Origin of the sequence: Acidovorax sp. Root402 (assembly GCF_001425125.1) — a bacterium.
GTDB classification, from domain to species: domain Bacteria; phylum Pseudomonadota; class Gammaproteobacteria; order Burkholderiales; family Burkholderiaceae_C; genus Acidovorax; species Acidovorax delafieldii.
Map to the genome: position 1 here is coordinate 229,846 of NZ_LMDQ01000012.1, position 24,408 is coordinate 254,253.

At 66.6% G+C, this 24,408-nt stretch carries 26 protein-coding genes; 19 read left to right on the forward strand and 7 right to left on the reverse strand.

Translation table 11 applies throughout. The features are described from left to right. Nucleotides 1-45: 45 nt before the first annotated feature. Nucleotides 46-885: a phenylalanine 4-monooxygenase gene (gene phhA, locus ASC83_RS06150; protein WP_056059511.1), complete on the forward strand. Its 840-nt coding sequence runs from the start codon at nt 46-48 to the stop codon at nt 883-885. An 863-nt stretch (nt 886-1,748) separates the two neighbouring features. On the opposite strand, the gene ASC83_RS06155 is transcribed toward phhA, so the two are convergent. After that, complete coding sequence (locus tag ASC83_RS06155) at nt 1,749-2,645, reverse strand: triacylglycerol lipase (protein ID WP_056060011.1); 897 nt, start codon at nt 2,643-2,645, stop codon at nt 1,749-1,751. A gap of 98 nt (nt 2,646-2,743) precedes the next feature. Here ASC83_RS06155 and ASC83_RS06160 point away from each other — a divergent pair, with 98 nt between their 5' ends. The 9 genes from ASC83_RS06160 (at nt 2,744) to ASC83_RS06200 (ending at nt 13,127) form a co-directional block, all read left to right on the forward strand. Continuing rightward, nucleotides 2,744-3,487 (forward strand): hypothetical protein, encoded by a 744-nt coding sequence (locus tag ASC83_RS06160; protein ID WP_056059513.1) that lies wholly within the window; start codon nt 2,744-2,746, stop codon nt 3,485-3,487. Nucleotides 3,488-3,561: 74 nt separating this feature from the next. Next, on the forward strand, nt 3,562-5,241 hold the full coding sequence (locus tag ASC83_RS06165) for an AMP-binding protein (RefSeq protein WP_056059515.1): 1,680 nt from the start codon (nt 3,562-3,564) through the stop codon (nt 5,239-5,241). Between the two features lie 644 nt (nt 5,242-5,885). Beyond that, nucleotides 5,886-6,839, forward strand: a complete 954-nt coding sequence (locus tag ASC83_RS06170; RefSeq protein WP_015015858.1) for a sugar ABC transporter substrate-binding protein — start codon at nt 5,886-5,888, stop codon at nt 6,837-6,839. Between the two features lie 160 nt (nt 6,840-6,999). Further along, complete coding sequence (locus ASC83_RS06175; protein ID WP_056059517.1) at nt 7,000-8,664, forward strand: sugar ABC transporter ATP-binding protein; 1,665 nt, start codon at nt 7,000-7,002, stop codon at nt 8,662-8,664. Next, nucleotides 8,661-9,653 (forward strand): ABC transporter permease, encoded by a 993-nt coding sequence (locus ASC83_RS06180; protein ID WP_056059519.1) that lies wholly within the window; start codon nt 8,661-8,663, stop codon nt 9,651-9,653. Before ASC83_RS06175 ends, ASC83_RS06180 begins: the two co-directional genes overlap by 4 nt. Before the next feature lie 57 nt (nt 9,654-9,710). Next, nucleotides 9,711-10,733: a LacI family DNA-binding transcriptional regulator gene (locus tag ASC83_RS06185; RefSeq protein ID WP_056059521.1), complete on the forward strand. Its 1,023-nt coding sequence runs from the start codon at nt 9,711-9,713 to the stop codon at nt 10,731-10,733. An 11-nt stretch (nt 10,734-10,744) separates the two neighbouring features. Continuing rightward, nucleotides 10,745-11,683 carry a ribokinase gene (rbsK, locus tag ASC83_RS06190; RefSeq protein WP_369816951.1) on the forward strand — a complete coding sequence of 313 codons (939 nt, stop codon included), beginning with the start codon at nt 10,745-10,747 and terminating at the stop codon, nt 11,681-11,683. After that, nucleotides 11,680-12,069 (forward strand): D-ribose pyranase, encoded by a 390-nt coding sequence (gene rbsD, locus ASC83_RS06195; RefSeq protein WP_056059525.1) that lies wholly within the window; start codon nt 11,680-11,682, stop codon nt 12,067-12,069. Before rbsK ends, rbsD begins: the two co-directional genes overlap by 4 nt. A 125-nt stretch (nt 12,070-12,194) precedes the next feature. Then, the gene (locus ASC83_RS06200; RefSeq protein ID WP_056059526.1) at nt 12,195-13,127 is read left to right on the forward strand and encodes an MBL fold metallo-hydrolase; all 933 of its coding nucleotides are present in this window, start codon (nt 12,195-12,197) and stop codon (nt 13,125-13,127) included. Nucleotides 13,128-13,223: 96 nt separating this feature from the next. Here ASC83_RS06200 and ASC83_RS06205 read toward each other — a convergent pair whose 3' ends face one another. Both ASC83_RS06205 and ASC83_RS06210 read right to left on the reverse strand, forming a co-directional pair. Further along, entirely contained in the window at nt 13,224-13,811 is a 588-nt protein-coding gene (locus ASC83_RS06205) for a DUF4124 domain-containing protein (RefSeq protein ID WP_056059527.1), read from the reverse strand. Between the two features lie 116 nt (nt 13,812-13,927). Next, nucleotides 13,928-15,913 carry a lytic transglycosylase domain-containing protein gene (locus ASC83_RS06210; RefSeq protein WP_056059529.1) on the reverse strand — a complete coding sequence of 662 codons (1,986 nt, stop codon included), beginning with the start codon at nt 15,911-15,913 and terminating at the stop codon, nt 13,928-13,930. A gap of 14 nt (nt 15,914-15,927) precedes the next feature. On the opposite strand from ASC83_RS06210, the gene ASC83_RS06215 reads away from it, so the two are divergent. The 3 genes from ASC83_RS06215 to ASC83_RS06225 all read left to right on the forward strand — a co-directional run bounded on the left by ASC83_RS06215 (nt 15,928) and on the right by ASC83_RS06225 (nt 17,642). Further along, nucleotides 15,928-16,500, forward strand: a complete 573-nt coding sequence (locus tag ASC83_RS06215) for a 5-formyltetrahydrofolate cyclo-ligase (RefSeq protein ID WP_056059531.1) — start codon at nt 15,928-15,930, stop codon at nt 16,498-16,500. A gap of 132 nt (nt 16,501-16,632) precedes the next feature. Further along, a complete protein-coding gene (locus tag ASC83_RS06220) occupies nt 16,633-17,325 on the forward strand; it encodes a glutathione S-transferase family protein (RefSeq protein ID WP_056060014.1) in 693 nt (230 codons plus the stop codon). Between the two features lie 8 nt (nt 17,326-17,333). Further along, nucleotides 17,334-17,642 carry an NIPSNAP family protein gene (locus ASC83_RS06225; RefSeq protein WP_056059532.1) on the forward strand — a complete coding sequence of 103 codons (309 nt, stop codon included), beginning with the start codon at nt 17,334-17,336 and terminating at the stop codon, nt 17,640-17,642. Nucleotides 17,643-17,665: 23 nt separating this feature from the next. Here ASC83_RS06225 and ASC83_RS06230 read toward each other — a convergent pair whose 3' ends face one another. Continuing rightward, nucleotides 17,666-18,121 carry a hypothetical protein gene (locus tag ASC83_RS06230; protein WP_056059534.1) on the reverse strand — a complete coding sequence of 152 codons (456 nt, stop codon included), beginning with the start codon at nt 18,119-18,121 and terminating at the stop codon, nt 17,666-17,668. A gap of 39 nt (nt 18,122-18,160) precedes the next feature. Between ASC83_RS06230 and ASC83_RS06235 the strand changes: the two genes are divergently transcribed. Continuing rightward, nucleotides 18,161-19,420, forward strand: coding sequence for a multifunctional CCA addition/repair protein (locus ASC83_RS06235; protein ID WP_056059536.1), 1,260 nt, complete (start codon nt 18,161-18,163; stop codon nt 19,418-19,420). A 108-nt stretch (nt 19,421-19,528) separates the two neighbouring features. After that, nucleotides 19,529-19,987, forward strand: a complete 459-nt coding sequence (locus tag ASC83_RS06240; protein ID WP_056059538.1) for a GNAT family N-acetyltransferase — start codon at nt 19,529-19,531, stop codon at nt 19,985-19,987. Between the two features lie 21 nt (nt 19,988-20,008). On the opposite strand, the gene ASC83_RS06245 is transcribed toward ASC83_RS06240, so the two are convergent. Both ASC83_RS06245 and ASC83_RS06250 read right to left on the reverse strand, forming a co-directional pair. After that, the gene (locus ASC83_RS06245) at nt 20,009-20,650 is read right to left on the reverse strand and encodes a DUF1109 domain-containing protein (RefSeq protein WP_056059540.1); all 642 of its coding nucleotides are present in this window, start codon (nt 20,648-20,650) and stop codon (nt 20,009-20,011) included. Then, entirely contained in the window at nt 20,647-21,192 is a 546-nt protein-coding gene (locus ASC83_RS06250) for a sigma-70 family RNA polymerase sigma factor (RefSeq protein WP_056059542.1), read from the reverse strand. The genes ASC83_RS06245 and ASC83_RS06250 overlap by 4 nt, the downstream gene beginning before the upstream one ends. A gap of 212 nt (nt 21,193-21,404) precedes the next feature. Between ASC83_RS06250 and ASC83_RS06255 the strand changes: the two genes are divergently transcribed. From ASC83_RS06255 to ASC83_RS06270, 4 genes are read left to right on the forward strand one after another with little or no spacing between them, the layout of a single operon-like run. Then, on the forward strand, nt 21,405-21,698 hold the full coding sequence (locus ASC83_RS06255) for a DUF2282 domain-containing protein (protein WP_056059544.1): 294 nt from the start codon (nt 21,405-21,407) through the stop codon (nt 21,696-21,698). A gap of 2 nt (nt 21,699-21,700) precedes the next feature. Beyond that, the gene (locus tag ASC83_RS06260) at nt 21,701-22,549 is read left to right on the forward strand and encodes a DUF692 domain-containing protein (protein ID WP_056059546.1); all 849 of its coding nucleotides are present in this window, start codon (nt 21,701-21,703) and stop codon (nt 22,547-22,549) included. After that, complete coding sequence (locus tag ASC83_RS06265; protein ID WP_056059548.1) at nt 22,540-23,310, forward strand: DNA-binding domain-containing protein; 771 nt, start codon at nt 22,540-22,542, stop codon at nt 23,308-23,310. Before ASC83_RS06260 ends, ASC83_RS06265 begins: the two co-directional genes overlap by 10 nt. Before the next feature lie 10 nt (nt 23,311-23,320). After that, on the forward strand, nt 23,321-23,806 hold the full coding sequence (locus tag ASC83_RS06270) for a DoxX family protein (protein WP_056059550.1): 486 nt from the start codon (nt 23,321-23,323) through the stop codon (nt 23,804-23,806). A gap of 108 nt (nt 23,807-23,914) precedes the next feature. On the opposite strand, the gene trxC is transcribed toward ASC83_RS06270, so the two are convergent. Next, a complete protein-coding gene (gene trxC, locus ASC83_RS06275; RefSeq protein WP_056059552.1) occupies nt 23,915-24,352 on the reverse strand; it encodes a thioredoxin TrxC in 438 nt (145 codons plus the stop codon). Nucleotides 24,353-24,408: the final 56 nt, after the last annotated feature.

Sequence of the window (24,408 nt, forward strand, 5' to 3'; positions counted from 1 at the left end):
CACCCCCGTCGCGGTGCGCCGACCATGGCGGCAAAGGAGAAAAAAATGGGACAAGCCCCTGTCGTCTATGGCCAATCCACCCGCCCACCGCGTGGCGACTATTCGCGCGCCAACGCGGACTACACCTGCCCGCAGGACTACGCGGCCTACACCGCCGCCGACCACGACACCTACCGCCGTCTGTACGAGCGCCAGCGCGCCCTGCTGCCGGGCCTGGCCAGCCAGGCGTTCATCGACGCCCTGCCCTCACTGGGCGCGAGCGACCGCATCCCGCGCTTCGAAGAGGTCAACGAGCGCCTCTACAAGGCCACAGGCTGGGAGCTGGTGGGCGTGCCCGGGCTGATCCCGGAGGTGCCCTTCTTCACCCTGCTGGCCAACCGCAAATTCCCGGTGACGGACTGGATCCGCAAGCCCGAAGAGTTCGAATACATCGTCGAGCCCGACATCTTTCATGACCTGTTCGGGCATGTGCCGCTGCTGTTCAACCCGGTGTTTGCCGACTATGTGCAGCGCTACGGCCAGGGCGGGCTGAAGGCGCAGGGGCTGGGGTCGTGCGAGATGCTGAGCCGCTTGTACTGGTACACGATCGAGTTTGGGTTGATCCGCGAAGCGGGGCAGTTGCGGGCCTATGGCGCGGGCATCCTGAGTTCGTCGGGCGAACTGGCGTATTCGGTGCAGAGCCCGGAGCCACAGCGCATTCCGCTGCAACTGGAGCGCACCATGCGCACACGCTACAAGATTGATACGTACCAGCAGACGTATTTTGTGATCGACAGTTTTGAGCAGCTGTTCGAGATGACGGCGGCGGACTTTGCGCCGATCTATGAGCGGCTGCGTGGGTTGCCGGAGTTTGCCGCGGATGAGCGGGAGGCTGTGGCGGCTTGATGTTTTGAAGAAACTGGCTGCCAGCGCTAGTGAATCATGCGCTGAAAGCTACGCTTTTAATAGCAACTTGCATCCAGGAATGCGGGGCTGGGCTGGGGTTGTTGGGCCTTTTGGATGAATCGGTCTCTGTGCCTGGGTTGAGGGCGGGGGCCGGGATTCGCCCGGCAGGCGAGGCACTTTTCTTTGCTTCGCCAAAGAAAAGTACCCAAAAGAAAGGCGACCCCACTGTCTGCGTCCCCTGCGCTGACGCTACGGGGCAACCTGCGGTGCTCGGGTTTGGCGGGGTCTCGCTCAACTCGCGCCGCTGCGCGTCGCTCAGACACACGCGAGCCGGGCACAGGGAGCAGAACATCCACACGGGCCATCGCTGCGCTCGGCCCCACATCGCGGGCGCAAGCGCTTTGCGCTGCGCAGGCGCGGCCGAGCGCAGCAATGGCCCGAATGGATGTCCGGCTGTTCGGTTGTTTGGATGTTCGGCTGTCCCACCCCTGCTGGCTGCGCCTGCGGCGGGGCGGTTGTGGGGTGAGCATGGGCGTCGCAGCGCCCATGCTTCGTGAACTGACTCGCCGTGGATGTCTGAACGAAGCTGCAACGCAGCGCAGTGAGTTCCACGGCGCACCCCGCAGCCGCCCCGCCGCAGGTCTGCCCCTTCGCACCGCGAAGGGGTCGCAGACTGGGGGTCGCCTTTTCTTTGGTGACTTTCTTTTGGCGAAGCAAAAGAAAGTCACTCGCTCGCCGGGCGACTCCCGGCTCCCGCCCTCAACAAAGGCACGCCACCCAATCAGCGCACAAGAACCAACACTGCAAAATCAATAGCTACCCACCCATATCCCACTAGCGCATCCAGCCCAAAAACCAAAACATTACCCCCGCCCAACCTCCTCCAGACAAGCCTTCATCACCCCAGGGTCAAACGCCATCTGCACATGCGCAACCCCTTCCACTAACCGGTGTTCCGCCCCCACCAACGCCGCAGTAGTCGCCGGAAACACGATGTTGTCGCAGTTCGAATACCAGCACGTAAACAACGCAGCCCGCCCCGCCGGCTCTGCCCGCTGCAACGCCACCACCCAATCCCCCGCCAAGCTCATCTGCCGCCCATTCACCGCCCGGCTGAAACGCCCCAGCCACGTGCCCCCATGCGGCGTACCCAGCGTCAACACTCGGTGCACCCGCCCATCCGCCTGGTGCGCCCGCAGCCACGCCCGCACCGCCAAGCCCCCCATGCTGTGGCACAACAGCACCGGCGCCTGCCCCGTGGCAGCCGTCACTTGGCGCACAGCGTCTTCAATGATGTCCGCGTACTCGTCAATCGAGCCCATCACCGGCTCCAGATTGACCGCCACATAGGCATGCCCCCGCGCCTGCAAATGCGCAAACCACGGCAGCCAGAGCCCCCGGTTGCACATGAATCCATGCACCAGCACCACGCCGCGCTTTCCCGTCGGCTGTGCAGGCAGCCAGTCGGGCACGGAATCATGGCGAAACGGCTGGCGCCAGCAAAATACCATCAGCGCCACCCACACCTCGGCCCACCAGGCACCCACCACCTGCGACAGGCGGGCGCGGGGCGCAGCATCGGCACGGTTGGTGATGTGCATCAGCACAAACTCCACCGCCATCACCACCAGGTACAGACACAGCGGTACCAAGGCCCCCAGCACGGCACGCCAGGGTGAATGGGGCCATTGCCACACCAGCCAGGCGGCCATGGTCAGCAGGATGAACAGGAGCAGGGTTCGTTGCCAGCGCGCGATCATGGTGGTGATGGGCAAATGTTGTAATTGACCAGCCGCATTGTGCGGTCTGACCACCGCCCGACACCGCACCCCGCAGAACGCAGAGAGGACCCCGCCCCATGGATGCCGCCCAGACCATCCGCGACTGCATCGCCGACGTGACCGCCCTGCGCCTGCACCGCACGGGCGACCCGGCGCTGGGGGCGGCGGTGGGCAGCGTCAAAAGCCTGCAGGCGCGGCGCTTTCGGGGCACCTATGCGGACCTGATGGGCTCGCCCGCGTTCGGACCCGCAGCACAGTTCTTTCTGGAAGAGCTGTACAGCGACACCGACTACACCGACCGCGATCTGCAGTTTGGCCGCATCGCCGGCACGCTGCAGACCATGTTCCCCCAACCGGTCGTGAACACCGCCGTGGCCCTGGCGGTGCTGCACGCACAGACCGAGGGACTGGACCAGGACATGGGCCGTGCGTGGTTGCTGCACGAAGCCGATGCGGCCAACGTTGCCGCCCGCTACACCACCGCCTGGCGCACTGTGGGCCAGCGCCATGCGCGCCAGCAGCAGCTGCAGCGCGTGCTGGCCATGGGGAATGACCTGGCGCGCCTCACGCGCACCCCCGGCCTGCGGATGATGCTGCGCATGATGCGCGGCCCGGCCAACGCTGCGGGCATGGGCGCGTTGCAGAAGTTTCTGGAGGCGGGGTTTGACACCTTCGGCCAGCTTGCGCGCCAGCGCGGCGGGGTGGAGCAGTTCCTGGCCACCATCGAACAACGCGAGCGGGCGCTGATGGAGCAATTGTTCGATGCCGATCCTGTCACCTGCGGGACCCAGCTCGCCAGCACACTAGGACAAGCCCGATAGCCCGCAACGCGCCCGCCTTCCACAATCTGTGCCCACCTATCAATGGCATTTGGCGAGCACAAGGAAACAAGCGCATGGAAAAGATCTGGCTCAAGAGCTACCCCCCGGGCGTCCCACACGACGTGCAGCCCGAGCAATACCGCTCTGTGGCCCACCTGCTGGAAGAGTCGTTCCGCAAACACGCATCGAGCCCGTTTTCGGTCTGCATGGACCAGTGGATGACCTACGGCGAGCTGGATCGCCGCTCGGCCGCTTTGGGTGCCTATCTGCAGAGCCTGGGGCTGGAGCCCGGTGCGCGCGTGGCCATCATGCTGCCCAACATCCCCCAGTTTGGCGTGACCATGGCCGCCGTGCTGCGCGCAGGCTATACCTGCGTGAACGTGAACCCGCTGTACACCGCCCGTGAGCTGGAGCACCAGCTCAAGGACTCGGGCGCCACGGCCATCGTGATCCTGGAGAACTTTGCCCACACGCTGGCCGAGGTCGTGGACCACACCGCCGTCAAGCATGTGGTGATGGCGTCCATGGGCGACCTGCTGGGCTTCTGGTTTGGCAAATGGATCACCTTTGCCGTGCGCCACCTGGCCAAGATGGTGCCTGCGTATGACCTGCCGCTGTCGAATGGCCGCAAGGTCGTTACCTTCAAGAAGGCGCTGTCGCTGGGCGAGCACAAGTCGCTCGCACCCAGCCAGGCCACGCTGGATTCGATTGCCTTCCTGCAGTACACCGGCGGCACCACGGGCCTGTCGAAGGGCGCAGTGCTGACCCACCGCAACATCGTGGCCGCCACGCTGCAGGCCGAGGCGTGGTTCACGCCAGCGCTGTCCAAGGTGGGTGACCTCTCCAAGGCCAACAGCATTGCCGCGCTGCCGCTGTACCACATTTTCGCGCTCACGCTGTGCCTGCTGGCCATCCGCCAGGGCTCCAGCCTCACGCTGATCCCCAACCCGCGCGACATTCCCAAGTTCATCGCCGAACTCAAGAAGCGTCCCTTCCACATGCTGCCGGCGGTGAACACGCTGTTCAATGCGCTGCTGCAAAACCCGCAGTTCAAGGCGCTGGACTTCTCGCACCTGTGCGTGTCGCAGGCCGGGGGCATGGCGGCCAGCGAGGGCACGGCCAAGCAGTGGCAGAAGGTGACCGGCAGCACCATGATCGAAGGCTGGGGCATGAGCGAGACCTGCGCCATCGGCACCAATAACCCGGTGATCAGCACCCAGTTCAGCGGCAACATCGGCCTGCCGCTGCCGGGCATCGACATTGCCATCAAGGACGACGAAGGCAACAGCCTGCCCCAGGGCGAGTCGGGCGAGATCTGCATCCGCGGCCCCAACGTGATGACGGGCTACTACAACCAGCCCGAAGAAAACGCCAAGGCCTTCACGCCCGACGGCTTCATGCGCACGGGCGACATCGGTATCATGGACCCGCAGGGCTACACCCGCATCATCGACCGCAAGAAGGACATGATCCTGGTGAGCGGCTTCAATGTGTTCCCCAACGAGCTGGAGCAGGTCATCAGTCTGTGCCCCGGCGTGGTCGAATGCGCGGCCATCGGCGTGCCCGACGAGAAACAGGGCGAGGCCATCAAGGTGTTCATCATCAAGAACGACCCGGCTCTGACCGAGGACGAAGTGGCCAACTACTGCCACCAGAACCTCACCGGCTACAAGCGCCCCAAGTACATCGAGTTCCGCGACGAGCTACCCAAGAGCAATGTGGGCAAGATCCTGCGCAGGGAACTGCGAAAGTAGAGACCATCCCCCTGAGCGGCTACGCCGCTTCCCCCTTCTCTCTGCGCGCTACGCGCTTCGGGAAGGGGGACGACACCAGCGCGGCGGGGCGGCCCTTGCGCGGTGTCCCTGGTCTGGGGCGCGCCTTCTCCAAAGGCCCAAGCGATAGCAAAGTATCTGTCCTCTCGGCACACGCCCCCCCGCAAGCCCGCTCCGCAACGCTGCCTCCGTCGGCCACATAGCGAACCGACACAACGGCAGGCCAGCTCTTTTCCACCGCATTGCAGCGCCTTCCTGCAGCCACCGCACAGCCGTAAAACGCCATCGTCTCCGGGTTTTTACCGAATAGCAAACGTTTGCGCAAACGTTTGCTTTCGTTATCATCCCGATCACGACAAGGCACCGGACCTTCGCAGCCGCTCCTTTTTGCGGGGTCTGCCGGGGTTCTATCCGCGCTGTCGGTCGCCTGAGGGCGACGCTGAATAATCCTCCGCGATGCGGCGGGCTCTGGGTCGGGATGGGCTGCAAGGCGCAAACCACAGCGATAGCCGTAGCTATCGCGAGGATTTGCAACGCTGCAGACCGTGCTGAGCCAGGGATGCGCCGGGCGCAAGAGGCTTGTTCAGCGTTGCCCTTATCCACATTCCAACCTGGAGACAACACCCATGAAGTTCACCCGCCGTTCCGTTCAGACCGCCGCCGCCCTCGCCGTTGTGGGCAGCCTGCTGGCCAGCCCTGCGTTTGCGCAAGACAAGCCCAAGATCGCGCTCATCATGAAGTCGCTGGCCAACGAGTTCTTCCGCACCATGGAAGACGGAGCCAAGGCGCACCAGAAGGCCCACGCCAAGGAATACACGCTGGTGGCCAACGGCATCAAGAACGAGACCGACACGGCCGCACAGATCAAGATGATCGAACAGGCCGTAGCGCAAAAGGTCAACGCCATCGTGCTGGCCCCGGCGGATTCGAAGGCGCTGGTGCCCGTGGTCAAGTCCGCCATCGACAAGGGCATCCTCGTGGTCAACATCGACAACCAGCTCGATGCCGATGCGCTGAAGGAAAAGAACATCACCGTGCCCTTCGTGGGCCCCGACAACCGCGCGGGCGCCAAGCTGGTGGGCGACCACCTGGCCAAGACGCTGAAGGCCGGTGACAAGGTCGGCATCATCGAAGGCGTGTCCACCACCTTCAATGCGCAACAGCGCACCCTCGGCTACCAGGACGCCATGAAGGCTGCCAACATCACCGTGGTGGGCGTGCAGTCCGGCAACTGGGAGATTGAAAAAGGCAACACCGTGGCCGCCGGCATGATGCGTGAGCACCCGGACCTGGTGGCCCTGCTGGCGGGCAACGACAGCATGGCCCTGGGCGCCGTGGCCGCCGTGAAGGCCGCTGGCAAAACCGGCAAGGTGCAGGTGGTGGGCTACGACAACATTGGCGCCATCAAGCCCATGCTGGCCGATGGCCGCGTGCTGGCCACCGCCGACCAGTACGCCGCCAAGCAGGCCGTGTTCGGCATCGAACTCGCGCAGAAGGCCCTGGCCGCCAAGACGCCGCAAAACCAGCTGCCCGCCACGGTGAAGACGGATGTGGTGCTGGTGACGAAAGACAGCAAGTAAGCCCTGGAGCGGAGAACAAAGCTCTTCTGGCGTTGTTGCCGTGTCTTGTCGTACTTCCAGTACTGCCTGCGACACGGCGCCTAGCCAGAACCGCTTCGCTGAGCTTTGTTCACCGCTTAAAACATAAAGCCCGCTCTGCAGTCGCCCCCATCACACCACCATGCTCAGCCCCTCCGCCGCCCGACAAGCCACGCCCCTGCTCGCCATCCAGGCCGTGGGCAAGGACTACACCGCCACCGTGCTCGATGGCGTGAACGTGGAGCTGTTTGCGGGCGAGGTGCTGGCGTTGACCGGGGAGAACGGCGCGGGCAAGAGCACGCTGTCCAAGATCCTCTGCGGGCTGGAGCAGCCCACGCGCGGCGGCATGTTGCTGGCGGGGCAGGCGTACGCGCCAACGTCGCGCCGCGACGCCGAGCGCCACGGCGTGCGCATGGTGATGCAGGAGCTGGGCCTGGTGCCCACGCTCACCGTGGCCGAGAATTTGTTGATGGGCCGCTTGCCACACCGCCTGGGCTGGCTGCAGCGCGATGTGCTGCACGCCGCCGCCCGTGCGCAGCTGGCCAAGATCGGGCTCGACACCATCGACCCCGCCACCCCGGTCTCGCAGCTGGGAATCGGCCAGCAGCAGATGGTGGAGATTGCGCGCAACCTGCAGGACGACACACGCATCCTAGTGCTCGATGAGCCCACGGCCATGCTCACGCCGCGCGAGACCAATTACCTATTTGAGCAGATCGCGCACCTCACCGCGCGCGGCGTGGCCATCATCTACGTGTCGCACCGGCTCGAAGAACTGCGCCGCATTGCCGACCGCGTGGCCGTGCTGCGCGACGGCCGCCTGGTGGACGTTCGCCCCATGGCGGGCATGAGCGAAGACGACCTGGTGCAGCGCATGGTGGGTCGCGTGGTGAGCGACCTGGACCACCGCCCGCGCCGCCCCATCGGCCCCGTGGTGATGAGCGCTGAAAACCTGGGCCGGGGCACCGCCGTGCAGGACGTGAGCCTGGAGCTGCGCGCTGGCGAGATCTTCGGCATTGCCGGGCTGGTTGGATCGGGCCGCACCGAGCTGGTCCGCCTACTGTTTGGCGCCGACCGGGCAGACCGTGGCAGCGTGACGCTGCACCCAGAATTTGAGCAAAAACAGCCTCTAGCGCTTGATGCGCAAGCGCAATCGGCTATACAAAACATAGCAAACCAGAAACCTGCGGTTTCCCAGGCCGCACCCCGCACGATTCCCCGTGGTTTCGCGTCGCCGCTGCAGGCCATCGCCGCCGGTGTGGGCCTGGTTACCGAAGACCGCAAATCCCAGGGCCTGCTGTTGTCGCAGCCCATCCGCATCAACGCCACGCTGTCCGACCTGTCGGCCGTGTCGCGCGGCGGCTGGCTGCAGCGCGGGCTCGAAAGCCGCCTGGTGCAGGGATTCATCCGCACCCTGCGCGTGCGCTGCCACGGCCCGGAACAACCCGTGGGGCAACTGTCGGGCGGCAACCAGCAAAAGGTGGTGTTTGCCCGCTGGCTGCACCGCGAAGGCCGCGTGTTGCTGCTGGACGAACCCACGCGCGGCGTGGACGTGGGCGCGCGCGCCGAGCTGTACGGCGAGCTGGACCGCATGGCCGCCGAGGGCCGCGCGCTGCTGATGGTGTCGTCCGACCTGCGCGAGCTCATGGCCATGGCCGACCGCATCGGCGTGATGAGCGCGGGCCGCCTGGTGGCCGTGTTCGAGCGCGGCGAGTGGTCCGAGCAATCGCTGCTGGCGGCCGCGTTCTCCGAGCCCGGCGGACGCACCAGCACCACCCCTTCAACTTCTTCTCCTGTGACCGCATGAACGCCCCCACCACATCTGCCGCACCCGCTGCGGCGCCCTCCTCTGCCTCGGTCTGGCGCAGCCAGCTGGGCACCTACCTGGGCCTGCTGGCCGTGCTGGCAGGCATGGTGGCGCTGTTCTCGTCGCTGTCCGAATATTTCTGGAGCGCCGAAACCTTCATCACCATCGCCAACGAGATCCCGGCCCTGGCCGTGATGGCCGTGGGCATGACCTTTGTGCTCATCATCGCGGGCATCGATTTGTCGGTGGGCTCTGTGATGGCGCTGGCCGCCGCCACCTCGGCCGCTGCCATCCTGCAGTGGGGCTGGACGGTGCCCGCCGCCGCCGCGCTGGCACTGGCCACGGGCCTGGTGTGCGGCACCATCACGGGCACCATTTCCGTCGCGTGGCGGCTGCCCTCGTTCATCGTGTCCCTGGGCATGCTCGAAGCCGTGCGCGGCAGCGCGTATGTGGTGACCGACTCGCGCACGCAGTACGTGGGCGATGCGATCTCGTGGCTGTCGGCACCCTTCTTTGGCGGCATCTCGTTCGCCTTCTTGCTGGCCGTGGTGCTGGTGGTGGTGGCGCAGCTGGTGCTATCGCGCACCGTGTTCGGCCGCTACGTGGTGGGCATTGGCACCAATGAAGAAGCCATGCGCCTCGCAGGCGTGGACCCGCGCCCCATCCGCGTCATCGTGTTTGCCATGACCGGCCTGCTCGCGGGCCTGGCGGGTCTGATGCAGTCGGCCCGGCTGGAAGCCGCCGACCCCAACGCCGGAACCGGCATGGAGCTGCAGGTGATTGCGGCCGTGGTGATTGGCGGCACCAGCCTGATGGGCGGGCGCGGCTCGGTGATCAACACCGCGTTTGGCGTGCTCATCATCGCGGTGCTGGAGGCAGGCCTGGCCCAGGTGGGCGCCAGCGAGCCCAGCAAGCGCATCATCACGGGTTTTGTGATCGTGGCGGCCGTCATCGTGGACACGCTGCGCCAGCGCCGCGCCAAGGTCTGAGAGACTGATTACCGCGACCGTCTGCCCCACCAACAACGACCTCATTCTTCTTTTTGCATGGCTACTATCAAGGACGTTGCGCGCCACGCCGAGGTGTCGGTCACCACGGTGTCGCACGTGGTCAACGGCACACGCCGCGTGAGCCCCGAGGGGCGCGAGCGCGTCGAGGCCGCCATCCGCGCCCTGGGCTATGTGCCCAGCGCCATTGCGCGCAGCCTCAAAAGCAACAACACGCGCACGCTGGGCATGCTGATCCCCAACAGCTCCAACCCCTACTTTGCCGAGATCGTGCACAGCGTGGAAGACCGCTGCTTTGGCGCAGGCTACAACGTCATCCTGTGCAACACCAACGACGAGGCGCACCGCCAGGGCACCTACCTGCAGGTGCTGGCCGAGCGGCGCATCGACGGGCTCATCGTGGTCTCCACCGGGCACGACGCCACGCTGGCAACGCAGCTGGCGGGCCTGTCCATCCCCACCGTGCTGGTGGACCGCGAGATCGAACTCACCGAGCAGCAGCCCTGCGACCTGGTGGAAACCGCCCACATGCAGGGCGGCCTGCTGGCCACGCGCCACCTGCTGTCGCTAGGCCACCGGCGCATAGCCTGCATTGGCGGGCCAGCCGGCATTGCCCCCAGCGAGCAGCGCATTGCAGGCTGGCGCACCGCATTGGCCGACGCGGGCTGCGGCACGGGCGACGGCCTGCTGTGGCACGGCAACTTCACCAGCCAGGGCGGCTACGAAGCCATGCACGCGGTGCTGCGCGCGCCCGAGCCCCCCACCGCCGTCTTCGTGTGTAACGACCTCATGGCCATGGGCGCACTGTGCGCCGCGCACGAACGCGACCTGCGCGTGCCCGAGGCGCTGTCCATCGTCGGCTTTGACGACATCGAACTCACGGCCTTCACCAGCCCACCGCTCACCACCGTGGCCCAGCCCAAGCAGCGCATCGGCGCACTGGCCGTGGACATGCTGCTGGAGCGCATCGACGGCAAGCGCCAGGACGCGCGCAAGGTGATGCTGCAGCCCGAGCTGCGCGTGCGCTCGTCCACCGCGCCAGCCCCGGGGGCTGAGGCATGAACAACAACCCATTGAATACTGCCCCCCGCATCGCCGTCGTCGGCAGCCTGAACATGGACCTGGTGCTGCAGGTGCAACATGCGCCCGGCCCCGGCGAAACCGTGCTGGCCGACGCCCTGCACCTGGTGCCCGGCGGCAAGGGCGGCAACCAGGCCGTGGCCTGTGCGCGCCAGGGTGCCCGGGTGGCCCTGTTTGGCCGCGTGGGCGACGACGGCTATGGCCACACGCTGCGCACCGGGCTCGATGCCGACGGCATCGACCACAGCGGCGTGCAGACCGACACCGACACCACCACCGGCGTGGCCGCCATCACCGTGGAGGCCAGCGGGCAAAACCGCATCGTGGTCGTGCCCGGCGCCAATGGCCGGTTTGTGCTGGATGCCGCCGCGCTGGGCGTCGCCCTGCAAGGCGCAGGCGGCCTGGTGCTGCAGTTCGAAACCCCCCTGCCCCAGGTGCTGGCCGCCGCCGAGATGGCCCATGCCGCAGGCTGCCCGGTGGTGCTGAACCCCTCACCCATCCAGCCCCTGCCCAATACGATGTGGCCGCTGGTGCACACACTGGTCGTGAACGAGGTGGAAGCCGCCGCGCTGGCAGGCCAGAACGTGACCACTCCCGCAGATGCCGCGCAGGCCGCACAGGCCCTGCGCGCCAAGGGCCCCGCCCAGGTGGTGGTGACCCTGGGCGCCGCAGGTGCCGTGGCCGCCGATGCGGCAGGCAACCGCTACCACCCCGGCCTGGTCGTGAAAGCCGTGGACACCACGGCCGCTGGTGACACTTTCCTGGGTGCACTGGCCGTGGCGCTGGCACGCGGCGAGCCGCTGGACGCCGCCGTGCGCGAAGGCATCCGAGCATCGGCGCTGTGCGTCACCCAGCCCGGCGCCCAGCCCTCCATCCCCACCCGCGCCGCCGTGGCGCAAAGCCCCCAACCGCCCGCCTGGAGCCCCCTGTGAAACGCACCGCCCTGCTGCACGCCGAACTCTCCCACGCCATCGCCACCCTGGGCCACGGCGACATGCTGGTGATTGGCGACGTGGGACTGCCCATCCCCAATGGCCCGCGCCGCATTGACCTTGCGCTGACGCCGGGCATCCCGGCCGTGGCCGATGTGCTGCGGGTGGTGCTGGACGAAATGCAGGTCGAAAAAGCGCTGATCGCCACCGAAGCCGTGGAGCGCAACGGTGGCCAGTTACCCACGTGGTGCCAGCTTCCGGTGGTCCCTGGCACCGTATCGCACGATGAGCTCAAGCGCCTGACCCAGCAGGCCCGCGTGATGGTGCGCACAGGCGAGTGCACGCCGTATGCCAATGTGATCCTGGTGGCGGGCGTGACGTTCTGACACAGCCTGGGCGGCCAGGCTGCGGGTTTTGGAGGACTTCGGGCAGGTGCGACCTGCGGTACGCTGGGCAGCAGCCCACGGCGCGGCGTTGAAGCCCGCCACCGAAGCCCCGAATTCCTGCACCCATGCCCACCACAGCGCCCCACGATCTCCTGCCCCCTGAAATCACCGTCCTCGAACGCGGCTGGCTGTCGGCCAACAACATCCTCTTCATCGGCCAGCACGACACAGCCATCGTGGACACCGGCTATTGCAGCCATGCCGAGCAAACCGTGGAGCTGGTGCGCGATGCTCTCGCGGGCCGCAGGCTGGATCGCCTGCTCAACACCCACCTGCACAGCGACCACTGCGGCGGCAATGCCGCGCTGCAAAAGGCCTGGCCCGGCGTGCTCACGGCCATACCGCCCGGCCAGGCCGACCATGTGCGCCAGTGGGATGCCTATGCGCTCAGCTACACCCCCACCGGGCAGGAGTGCCCACCCTTTCGGGCCGACACGCTGCTGGTGCCGGGCTCGTGCGTGCTGCTGGGCGACAAGCCGTGGCAGGTGCATGCCGCGCCGGGGCACGACCCGCACTCGGTGGTGTTGTTCGAACCCCAGGGCCGCGTGCTGATCTCGGCCGATGCGCTGTGGGAAAACGGCTTTGGCGTGGTGTTCCCGGAGCTGGAGGGCGACGATGCCTTCGCCCAGGTGGGGGCCACGCTGGACCTGATTGAAACGCTGTCGCCCCAGGTCGTGATCCCGGGCCACGGGCCGGTGTTTGCCGATGCGCCCCGCGCCATCGACGGCGCCCGTCGCCGCCTGGACGGTTTTGTGCACAACCCGGGCAAGCACGCGCTCTATGCGGCCAAGGTGCTGCTCAAGTACAAGCTGCTCGAATGGCAGCAGATCGGGATTGCCGACCTCACGGCCTGGGCGCAGGCCACGCCGTATTTCGGCATGCTGCGTGCACGGCACTTTGCAGCGCAGACCGAGGCCGAATGGCTGCAGAGCCTGGCAGATGAACTGGTGCGGTCAGGCGCCGCGGCGCGTCAGGGCGAGGTGCTGCACAACGTGTGAGGCCTGGCGCCTCGGCATCACTGGGTGCCGGTGCGTGCCCTGACGGAGGGACCCCGCCGCTGGCGCAAAGCGCCTGGGCGGATCAGCACAACGCCGTCAGTGTTTGTATTGCTTGTCGCAGCCCGTCACGTGGTTCTTGCTGCTGGACATGCACTGGTAGAACGACTTCTTGTTGCCCGAGGCGCCCTGACAGTCCGACACGCTGTACTTGCCCTTGGCCTCGCGGATTTTGGGGGCGGCGGAATCAAACGCTGCCTGCGTCATGTAGCCATCGCGCACGTTCTTCTGGCCCACCTCCAGCATCAGGTCGGCCTGGTAGTGGATGTTGTCCACGGCCACGGCGCAGTTCAGGGGTGCCTGCTGGCTGTCCACGGTGCCCAGCGATTTCTTGAGCCCTTCGCCAAACTCCTCCACGTCCTTGGAGACCTTTTTGGTGCCATCGGGGTTGTACTGCTGGCCCGCCTTGGCGCTGGCGCCGTTGTTGCCGGATGAGGTGCTGCCGCCACTGGTGCCGTTGTTGCTTTGCAGCTTCAGCGGCTCGGCGTCCTGTTTGGCGGGCGGGGGCTGCGAGCCATAGTGGGTCTTGCCATCGGCGTCCACCCACTTGTACACGGGTTGCGCCTGAGCACCCGCGCCCCACGCCCACACTGCGGCCACACAGGCCATCCATGCCAGTTTGCCCATCACACCCTCTCTCTTTTAATTAAAACCCACTGAAGCGCCAGTTGAACATGCGCCTTCAGCTCCTCTATTGATAGCAATCCAGATACCTTTCGCCCCCGCCGGAGAGCAACAGGGCCTCAGGGCAAGTCCTTGTTCACCTCGGGCAGGTTCGCGTCGCGGGGGCCAATGGTGCCCAGGCGGCTCTTGAGCGACTGGGGCAGGCCGGTGAGGATGGCTGCGTAATTGGTGGTGTTGGAGAGCACCTTCTTCACGTAGTCGCGCGTCTCGGCAAAGGGCACGTTCTCGGCCCAGATGGCGGCGTCCAGCACCGGGCCGTTGCGCCAGCTGCGCGGGCGGCCGGGGCCCGCGTTGTAGGCGGCCGCAGCCATGGGCATGGAGCCCGCAAAGTCGTCCAGCGCCAGCTTGAGGTAGGCCGTGCCGATGGTGATGTTGGTGTCGCGGTCGGTGATCTGGTCGGGCGTAAAGTTTGTGAGGCCAATCTTCTTGGCCGTCCAGCGGGCCGTGGCGGGCATCACCTGCATGAGGCCCGAGGCACCGACATGCGAGCGGGCATCCATCACAAAACGGCTTTCCTGGCGGATCAGGCCGTACACATAGGCCGGGTCGATGCCGATGCCTTGGGCACGCTCCACCACGGTGCTGCGAAACGGCATGGGAAAGCGCTGCGTGACGTCCACCACGCCCTTGGTGCGTTCGCTGGTGTTGATGCAGCGGTCCCACACCTCGCGCTGGCAGGCGAAGTCGGCGGCGGCCAGCAGTTCGCGGTCGGGCATGCCGCCGCTCTGGTGCAGGTTGGTGGTGTAGTTCCACTCGCGCACGCCTTCGCTGCGCAGGCCCAGCAGTATGGCGTACAGGGCGCGGTTGAGCCCCGGGTTGGCGCGGGCGGCAGCCTTTTCTTCGGCGGTGAGGGGCGCGGGAGCGGGGGGTGTGGTGATGCGCTGGCCCAGCTCTTCGAGCGCCAGCTGCTCATAGAAGCCGCGCGTTCCGGCAATGCCTTCGAGCAGTTGCCGGGCTTCGGCGCGTTCGGCATCGCTCACGCGGCCCGCCAGCAGCGAGCGCGCCTTCCAGTACACCCAGGTGCTGTCCTGGCGGCCTTCAGGGCCCATGGCATCCACCGCCTTGCCCACGGCCTTCCACTGGCCGGCGCGCAAGGCGGCACGCACCTTCCAGCCCAGCAGGTCGTCGTTGAGGTCGCTGTCCTTGGTCACATTGGCGAAGTAGCCGTGGGCGTTGCTGGCCAGCTTCTGCGCAGCGGTCTTGCCGATCACGCCCCAGGCCCAGTTGCGCTCTTCGGCCGAGAGGTGCACGCCCCATTTGTTCTCCAGCTGATAGGCCGCGCCGTCCGGGTCGCTGGTGGCCAGCTTCAACAGGGCGAGCAGCACCAGTTCCTGCCGGGCCTTGCCAGCGGCAGTGGCGCGCGAGAGCAGGTACTTGCTGGGCGCATCGAGCACATCCTTGAGCTGCGGCAGCGATTCGGGCGAAACGATCTCGACCGCCGAGCGCACCACGCGGGGGCGGTTGGCCTCCACGCCCAGGCGGGCCTTGCGCCACACGTCCAGGGCCGAGAGCTTCTTGTAGCCATACAGCTCGCGCGCGGCGTGGGTGCAGCCATCGTCGGCGTCACGGATCGCATACCAGTTGCTGCGCACGTCCTCGGCCACGGTGGCCGGTGCCGTGCCCTTGATCTGGTCGATCAGCAGCGCGTAGCAGCGCACTTCGCGGTCGTCTGACATGCGGTAGCTGGGGTGTTGGTCGGCAAACTGGCCCCAGTCGCGCCGCTGGCCCAGCAGCAGCAGCCAGTCGTTGCGCAGGCGGTCTTCCTGGTAGGTGCCGGCGTAGCGCTGCATGAAGGCCTGAATCTCCTGTGACGAGGCCTCGCCCAGACGCACGCGCAACTCCCAGTAGGCGGCCCAAGGCTCCAGCGCATGGCCGCGTGCCGCAGGCAGCAGCTGCGCGAGCTTGTTGCGGTCGCCCTTGCGGAACGCCTGCTGCATCTCCAGCAGGGTATCGTCACCACGGTTTTGCGCCATGACAAGGGGCGCGGTGGCGGCCAGCAGGGTGGCGGCCACAAGGGGTGTCAGAATCGCTCTGAGAAATTGCATGGGGGAATTATCTGATGGACAAAGCAGCCCTTCGGCGCACATTGATAGAAGAACGCCTCAACCTGCCCGACCGCCTACAGCGGGCCGACCTGTTACAGCAGGTGATGCGCATCTGGCTGGTGAACCGGCCGGATACGGTGATCGGCGCCTACTGGCCCATCAAGGGCGAGTTCGACCCCCTGCCCGCCCTGCACCGCTGGAAGGAAGACGGCGAGCTGCTGGACGAACCCCTGCGCCGCCGCATCGGCCTGCCGGTGGTCAACAAGCAGCACAAGACCCTCACCTTCCACGCCTGGTACCCCGGCTGCCCCATGGAAGAGGACGCCTATGGCATCCCCAAGCCCAAGGACACCGAGGTCATCGTGCCCACGCTGCTGTTTGTGCCCTGCGTGGGCTACGCACCGGGTGGCTACCGGCTGGGCTATGGGGGCGGCTTTTACGACCGCACGCTGGCGACGCTGCAGCCCAAGCCGTTCACCGTGGGCCTGGGCTTCACCCATGGCTACCTGGACGACTTCGAGCCCGAGGAGTTCGACCTGCCACTCGACGCCATCCTGAACGACAACGGCGTGGTCTGGCCCATCTGATCCCCGGCCAGGCAGGCCTGCACGATGGCCTGTGATGCCGGCAGCGCATCATTCAGGCCAGTTTTTGGCATCGCTGACGCGCCCGGCAGCCGCTAGCATGGCGGGCTGACCCCTTCATCTCAGGTGCCCAACATGCTCAAGCTCTACATCGGCAACAAGAACTACTCGTCCTGGTCCATGCGCCCCTGGGTGCTGCTCAAGCAGGCGGGCATCGTCTTTGAAGAAGTGCGCGTGCGCTTTGACAGCTTTGACGCGCAGTCGGAATTCAAGCGCACCATCGGGGCCGTGAGCCCCACGGCCAAAGTGCCCGTGCTGGTGGACGGCGACCTGGTGGTGTGGGACACCCTGGCGATTGCGGAGTACGTGGCCGAAACCCACCCCGACAAAAAGCTCTGGCCCACCGACGCCAAGGCCCGCGCGCGCGCCCGCAGCGTCTGCGCCGAGATGCACAGCGGTTTCACCGCCCTGCGCAACCACTGCCCCATGAACATCGAAGCAAACCTTGCCGACACCGGCGCCCTGATCTGGCGCGACCAGGCCGGCGTGCGCGCCGACGTGCAGCGCCTGGTGGAGATGTGGAGTGCGCTGCTGCAAGAGCACGGTGGTCCGCTGCTGTTTGGTGAATTCACCGTGGCCGACGCCTACTTTGCCCCCGTCTGCATGCGCCTGCATACCTACGCCCTGCCCGTGCCTGCGACCATCCGGGCCTATGTGGACCGGGTGCGCACCCTGCCCGGCGTGCAGGCCTGGATCGACGAAGCCCTGGCCGAGAAGGACTTCCTGGACTTCGAAGAGCCCTACCGCCTGCGCCATACCGAAGGCTGAGCACCACCATGGCCGTCACCATCTACCTGCGCTACGTGCTCAACACCAGCAAGCTGAAAGAGTTTGAGCACTACGGAAAACTGTGGATTCCGCTGGTCGAGAAATTCGGCGGCCAACACCACGGCTACTTCATGCCCAGCGAGGGCGCCAACAACATCGCGCTGGCGCTGTTCACGTTCGAGAGCCTCGCCGCCTACGAGGTGTACCGCCAGCAGTCGATGCAAGACGCGGAGTGCCAGGCGGCTTTCCGCTATGCCGAAGAGACGGGGTGCATCGTGAGCTACGAGCGGAGTTTTTTCCGCCCCGTGTTCCACTGACCCGGCGGGGCCGTGCAGCCCCGTTACCGGAACTGCTTGCGCAAGAACGCCTTGTGCCGCGCGATGTGGGCCAACTGGGCGGGGGCGATGGTGCCGCCCAGGTCTTCGTCCTCGGTGTTGAGCACCTGGTTCGCGTAGGCCATGGCACGGGCCACCACCTCTTCCTCGCTCACGCCCTGGGTGGCTGCAAGGTCCATCGCCACGCGGCGCATGGCGCGCTGCGACAGCATCCACATCGCGCCGAAGGAATCCCATGCGGCCGCCACCTCCTTGAACTTGTCGTGTTCAGCCAGGATGTCGTTGAGCGGCTTGGCCAGGATCTCCTGCAGCGCCTCCACCTGGGCCTTCAGGGCCTCGAATTGCGCCTCGCGCTGCAGGGCCTCGGCGGCCGCATTGGCAGCGGCGTCTGGTGCCTGGGGCACAGGAACGCTGCCGTCGGGGTTGAGCTGGGCAATGGTGAGGTCGGACGATAGGGACATGGTGGCGGGACTATACGACCCTCGTCCTAAACTACGCCGATGCAAATCTACATGGTGGGCGGCGCCGTCCGCGACAAGCTGCTGGGCCGACCGGTGAATGACCACGACTGGGTGGTGGTGGGCGCGACGCCTGAGCAGATGCTGGCGCAGGGCTACCTGCCCGTGGGGCGCGACTTCCCCGTCTTTTTGCACCCCGAAACACGCGAGGAATACGCGCTGGCCCGCACCGAGCGCAAGAGCGGGCGCGGCTACCGGGGCTTTGTGGTGCAGAGCTCGCCCGATGTGACGCTGGAGGAAGACCTCTCGCGCCGCGACCTTACTATCAATTCAATAGCATCCAGCACAGATGAATCCGGCGCCACCCGTCTTTTTGACCCCTACCACGGCGAAAAAGACCTCCGTGCGCGCGTGCTGCGCCATGTGACCGATGCCTTCCGCGAAGACCCGGTACGCATCCTGCGCGTGGCGCGGTTTGCTGCGCGCTTCACCGACTTCACGGTGGCGCCCGAGACGATGCAGCTGATGCGCGAGATGGTCGCGCATGGCGAGGTGGACCACCTGGTGCCAGAGCGCGTGTGGCAAGAGCTGGCGCGCGGGCTGATGGAAGCACAACCCTCGCGCATGTTCGAGGTGCTGCGCGAGTGTGGCGCACTGGCCGTGCTGCTGCCCGAGGTGGCGCGCCTGTGGGGCGTGCCCCAGCGGGCCGAGTACCACCCCGAGGTGGACACCGGCGTGCACCTGATGATGGTGCTGGACATGGCGGCGCGGCTGCAGGCGCCACTCACCGTGCGCTTTGCCTGCTTGGTGCACGACCTGGGCAAGGGCACCACGGCCGCCGATGTGCTGCCGCGCCACATCGGGCATGAGGAGCGCAGTGCCGAGCTGCTGAAAGGCGTGGCCGAGCGCCTGCGCGTGCCCGTGGACTGCCGCGAGACCGCCGAGGTGGTGGCGCGTGAACACGGGCACATCCACCGCAGCGCCGACCTGTCTGCCGCTGCCCTGGTGCGCCTGCTGGAGCGCTGCGACGCCATCCGCAAGCCCGAGCGGTTTGCCGAGGTGCTGTTGGCCTGCGAGTGCGATGCGCGCGGGCGGCTGGGGTTTGAAGAGTCCGCGTATCCGCAGCGCCCTCGCCTGCTGGCCGTGCTGGCCGCCGTCCAATCGGTCGTCACGCGCGAGATTGCGGCACAGGCCGCCGCCAGGGGACAAAGCGGCCCGCAGGTGGGTGCGCTGATCCACCAGGCACGGGTCGAAGCCGTGGCGCAGTGGCTGCACACCCAGGCGCACGGTACCACCACCTGACCGCGTGCGCTACGTCGCCAAGATCGGTCCAACCCTCCCTACAATCCGCGTCCGCTCGCACCCTGAAAAGGGTGCGTCTTTTGGCTATTTTGCGATCACGACGCCGCTATGACCTCTGTGCACATCCGCCCCGCCACCACGACGGACGCCGACACCATCGCGCCGCTGTTTGACGCCTACCGGCAGTTCTACGAGCAGGCGCCGGACCTGGCCGGAGCGCGGGCCTTCATTGCAAAGCGGTTGGAGCGCGAAGAGTCCGTGATCTTGCTTGCGATGGATGGGGCACAGGCAGCGGTGGGCTTTTGCCAGCTCTACCCCACGTTCTGCTCGGTGGAGGCAGCGCCCATCTACACGCTGTACGACCTGTTCGTGGCGCCCGCAGCGCGCAAGACAGGGGCCGGGCGCAGCTTGCTGCTGGCGGCAGCAGCGACGGCCCGCGCCCATGGCAAGGTGCGCATGGACCTGACCACGGCCCACACCAACACCACGGCGCAAAAGCTCTACGAATCGCTGGGTTGGACGCTGGACACAGTGTTCCGCGCGTACAACAAGCGTGTCAGCGCCTGAAGCTCCATTCCCCCACCAGCGCTACCAGCGCAGCAGACGCGGCCCCAGCACCGCCCCCAGCGCAGTCGGTATGGCCATGCCCGCCAGATACCACACCGCCAAAAACGGGGTGGCCATCTCGGGGCAATGCAGGGCATACACCAACGCCCCCAGCGCGCCTGCCAGCAAGCCAGCGCCCGCTCCTGCCCACGCCAGCCGCGTGGGCGCAGCGCCCTTGAGCGCCCAGAAGCCCCCAACGAACGCAGGAACCGACAGCAAGGCGATATTGAAGGGACAAGTCCGCCAGGTGCTGCCCAGAATCAGCGGCACACGCTCCGCCGCAGGCACCTGCCACAGAGCCCCCAGGGCCATGGCCCACAGCACCAGCGGCGGCACCGCCAGCCACAGGGCTGCGAGGCCCAGCGGCATGCCCGGGCGGGCCATGCGGCGCAGCAGCGCCAGGCCACCGGCTGCCAGGGCGGCCGCAAACACCAGCTTGCCCCAGAACATGGGCAACGCCATGGTCGCCAGCAGGTCAGGGCGCAGACCGAACAGGGCCAGCATCAGCACCCCGGCACCGGCAATGCCCACGGCGCTGGCGGCGGCAAACCGTCGCTCAATAGCGGCGGGCTGCACCGGCCGGTCATCGGTGGCCAGCAGGTGGATCAATTCATCGGTTTTCATGCCATTCCCCTGATCTTGGCGGCCAGGGCCTTGAGCCCCCGGTGCACGCCGACTTTGACGGCCGACTCCGACAACCCCGTGAGGCGCGCCGTCTCGACCACCGACAACCCTTCCAGCTTCACATACTCAATGGGCAGCCGCTGCTTGTCTGGCAGCGTGCGCAACAGTTGCCCCAGGTCTCGCCGGGCTTCGGCAGCCTCGCTGTCGCTGGTGGCAAACAACTCGTCGGCATCGTCCAGCGGGTCGTTGCGGCCCTCCTTCACGGCATGCGAGCGCAGCCAGTCGATGAGCTTGTAGCGCGCAATCGCATGCGCCCAGGCGGTCACCGGCATCTCGGGCCGGTAGGTGTGGCGCTGGTTGTGCACGGCCAGCAGCGTCTCCTGCACCAGGTCCTCCACCTCATCGGGCCGCTGCGCCAGGCGGCGGCGCAGGAAGGCGCGCAGGTGGGCGCTCAGCTCCTTCAAAAAACGCTGGTAAGCGGCTGCATCGGCATCCAGCCCCTGCATCAGCAAGCCGCGCAGGCGCTCTTCCACTATCTCCATGGTGTCTCCCTGCAAGGAATTCGTATGCCGGGGCCAATGGGTTACAGGCAACACAAAAAATATTTGCGCAACGCCGCCACGAATTTTTGAGCAGTGCTGTAACCCGCCTGCTGCACAGCCCGAATTACAACGCAGATCGGGCCACTCAATGCGACCTCAGTGCCGCCACCCGGTCGGATTCAACCTTTATCCAACCCTCGGAGAACCGTACCATGACCACTCGCACCCTCAGCCTCGGCGCCCTCGCACTTGTTGCCCTGACCTCTGGCGCCGCCATGGCCCAAACCAACGCCGCCCCCATGGACGGCGCCAAGCCTGCCATGGAGAAGTGCTACGGCGTCTCGATGGCTGGCAAGAACGACTGCGCTGCAGGTCCCGGCACCACCTGCGCGGGCACGTCCAAGATGGACTACCAGGGCAACGCCTGGAAGTTTGTGCCCGCAGGCACCTGCACCACTATCAAGACGCCCAAGGGCATGGGCATGCTGACGCCCATGAAGAGCTGACCATGGCATCCCCTCTCACCGCCGGCCTGGGTCTCAAGCCCCAGCACTACGACGAGGCGCTGCGGTGCCCTGCCCCCGGCCTGTGGTGGGAAGTGCACCCCGAGAACTACCTGGCCGACGGCGGCCCGCGCCTGGCCTGGCTGGAGGCCATCCGTGCGTGCCACCCAGTGGCACTGCATGGCGTGTCACTATCGCTTGCGGCCGATGCACCACCTGATGAGGCCCACCTGGCACGGCTTGCGGCCCTCGCAAGACGGATAGAGCCCGCCATCATTTCGGAGCACCTGGCTTGGTCCACCTGGCGCGGGCAATACCTGCCCGACCTGTTGCCGTTTCCGCGCACGCACGCGGCACTGCACCGCATCGCCGGCAACATCGCCCGCACGCAGGATGTGCTGCAGCGCCCCATCGCCATCGAGAACCCCACGCATTACCTGCACATCGACGGCCACGACTGGGCGGAAACCGATTTTCTGGCCGAGCTGGTGCTGCGCACTGGTTGCACCCTGCTGCTGGACGTGAACAACGTGTACATCAGCGCCAACAACCTGGGATTTAGCGCGCAAGCCTACCTCGAAGCTTTCCCCCTGCACGCCGTGGCAGAGATCCACCTGGCAGGCCACCATGCCGACCCGGTGCACGGCGATGCGCTGCTGATCGACAGCCACGATGCGCCCGTGGCGCCCGCCGTGTGGGCGCTGTACGAGCAGGTGATGGCGCGCACTGGCCCCGTGCCCACCCTGATCGAACGCGACGACCAGTTGCCGACCTTCAATGAACTGCTGGCCGAGCGGGAGCAGGCCCACCGTGCGCTCGCCCATGCACAGCCCCGGGAGGTTGCATGCCGCTGAGCACCTTTCAGGACGGCTTCTCTGCCGCGTTGCTCGGCCAGGCAGCAGATGCACCGTGGCTGTCCGCATTGGAAGCTCAGCCCGGTTTTGCCGTGTACCGCAACACCGTGTTCAAGGGCTGCATCGATGCGCTACAGGCCAATTACCCCACGGTGTGCCAGCTGGTAGGCGAAGACTGGTTCCGCGCCGCTGCGGCGGTGTTTGCCCGCGCGCAGCCGCCGCGTGACGGCTTGCTGGTGGACTATGGCGCCGGGTTTGCCGATTTTCTGGCCGGTTTTGCACCGGCGGCCGAACTGCCCTACCTGAGCGCCGTGGCGCACCTGGACCGCTGCTGGACCGCATGCCATCTGGCGGCAGACGCCACTGCCGTGGACCGCCACTGGCTGGCACAGCAGGCCCCTGACACCTTGCCCCACGCATCACTGCAGCCGCACCCCGCCGCGCGCTGGGCCTGGTGTGAAGACTTTCCAGCCTATGCGCTGTGGCACCACCACCGCGAGGGCCTGGCCCTGCCCGAGGCCTTGGACTGGCACGGCGACGGCGCACTGCTCACCCGGCCCCATGCGGAAGTGATATGGCGGCCCCTTTCCCGCGCCGGCGTGGCGTTTCTGGACGCCTGCGCCCAAGGCCTGCCGCTGGAGACTGCCGCCACCCGCTCCCTGGAGGCCGACCCGGCGACCGACTTTGCCGCCCTGATGACCAGCCTGCTCGACGCGGGCGCCTTGACGACCACCAACCCACACACCGCCCACACCGGCTGAGGAGCCCACCATGCACATCCCCAACACCCCGGCCACCCACGTCCCCACGCCCCCCGCCACAGGCCCGCGCATGCTGTGGGCGCGCCTGGCCGATGCAGCCACCTGGCTCACCCCGCACAGCCTGCTGGCACTGGTCAACCGCGTGGCCATTGCAGGCATCTTCTGGCTGTCGGCCCGCACCAAGGTCGATGGCTGGTTCACCATCTCCGACAGCGCCTACACGCTGTTCCGCGACGAGTACAAGCTGCCCGTGCTGCCGCCCGAGCTGGCGGCGCAGATGGCCACCGTGGCCGAGCACCTGTTTCCGGTGCTGCTGGTGCTGGGCCTGTTCACACGCCTGTCGGCCCTGGCGCTGCTGGGCATGACGCTGACAATTCAGCTGTTTGTCTACCCGGACGCCTGGCCCACCCACCTGTCATGGGCGGGGCTGATGCTGTACCTGGTGGGGCGCGGTGCCGGCAACGTGTCGCTGGACCGGGCGCTTGGGATTCGTTGAAGAACCCGTCTGCGCGGGATCAACAGCTACCATTTCGATAGCACTCAAGGCATATTCAACTAGCGCTTGCGGCCTAAAACGCTTCAAAACCTGCCAAGTCGTTCCCAATCACCCCACCACGGTACGCACCCAGCGCACGATGTCCGCCGCCCCCAGCGCGCCCGAAATGCGCGCCACCTCACGCCCCTGCTGGAACAGGATCATGGTCGGAATGCTGCGGATGGCATAGCGCGCCGCAATGGCCTGGTGGTCTTCGGTGTTGAGCTTGACCAGGCGCACGCGGGGTTCCAGCTCACGGGCAGCCTGCGCAAAGGCGGGCGCCATCTGGCGGCACGGGCCGCACCATGGGGCCCAAAAATCCACCAGCACCGGGATGTGGCTGCGCACCACCTGCTTGTCAAAGCTGGTGGCATCCAGCTCCAGCGGCGCCCCAGCAAACAGGGGCTGATGGCATTGGCCACAGTCGGGCGCGCTGCCCAAGTCGGCGCTCTGCACGCGGTTGGTGGTGTGGCAATGGGGGCAGACGATGTGCAGAGCTTCGGTCATGGCGTGGCGGGGGCATTGGGGTCTCTGAACACATTGCGGCACTGGCTCTCCGTTTC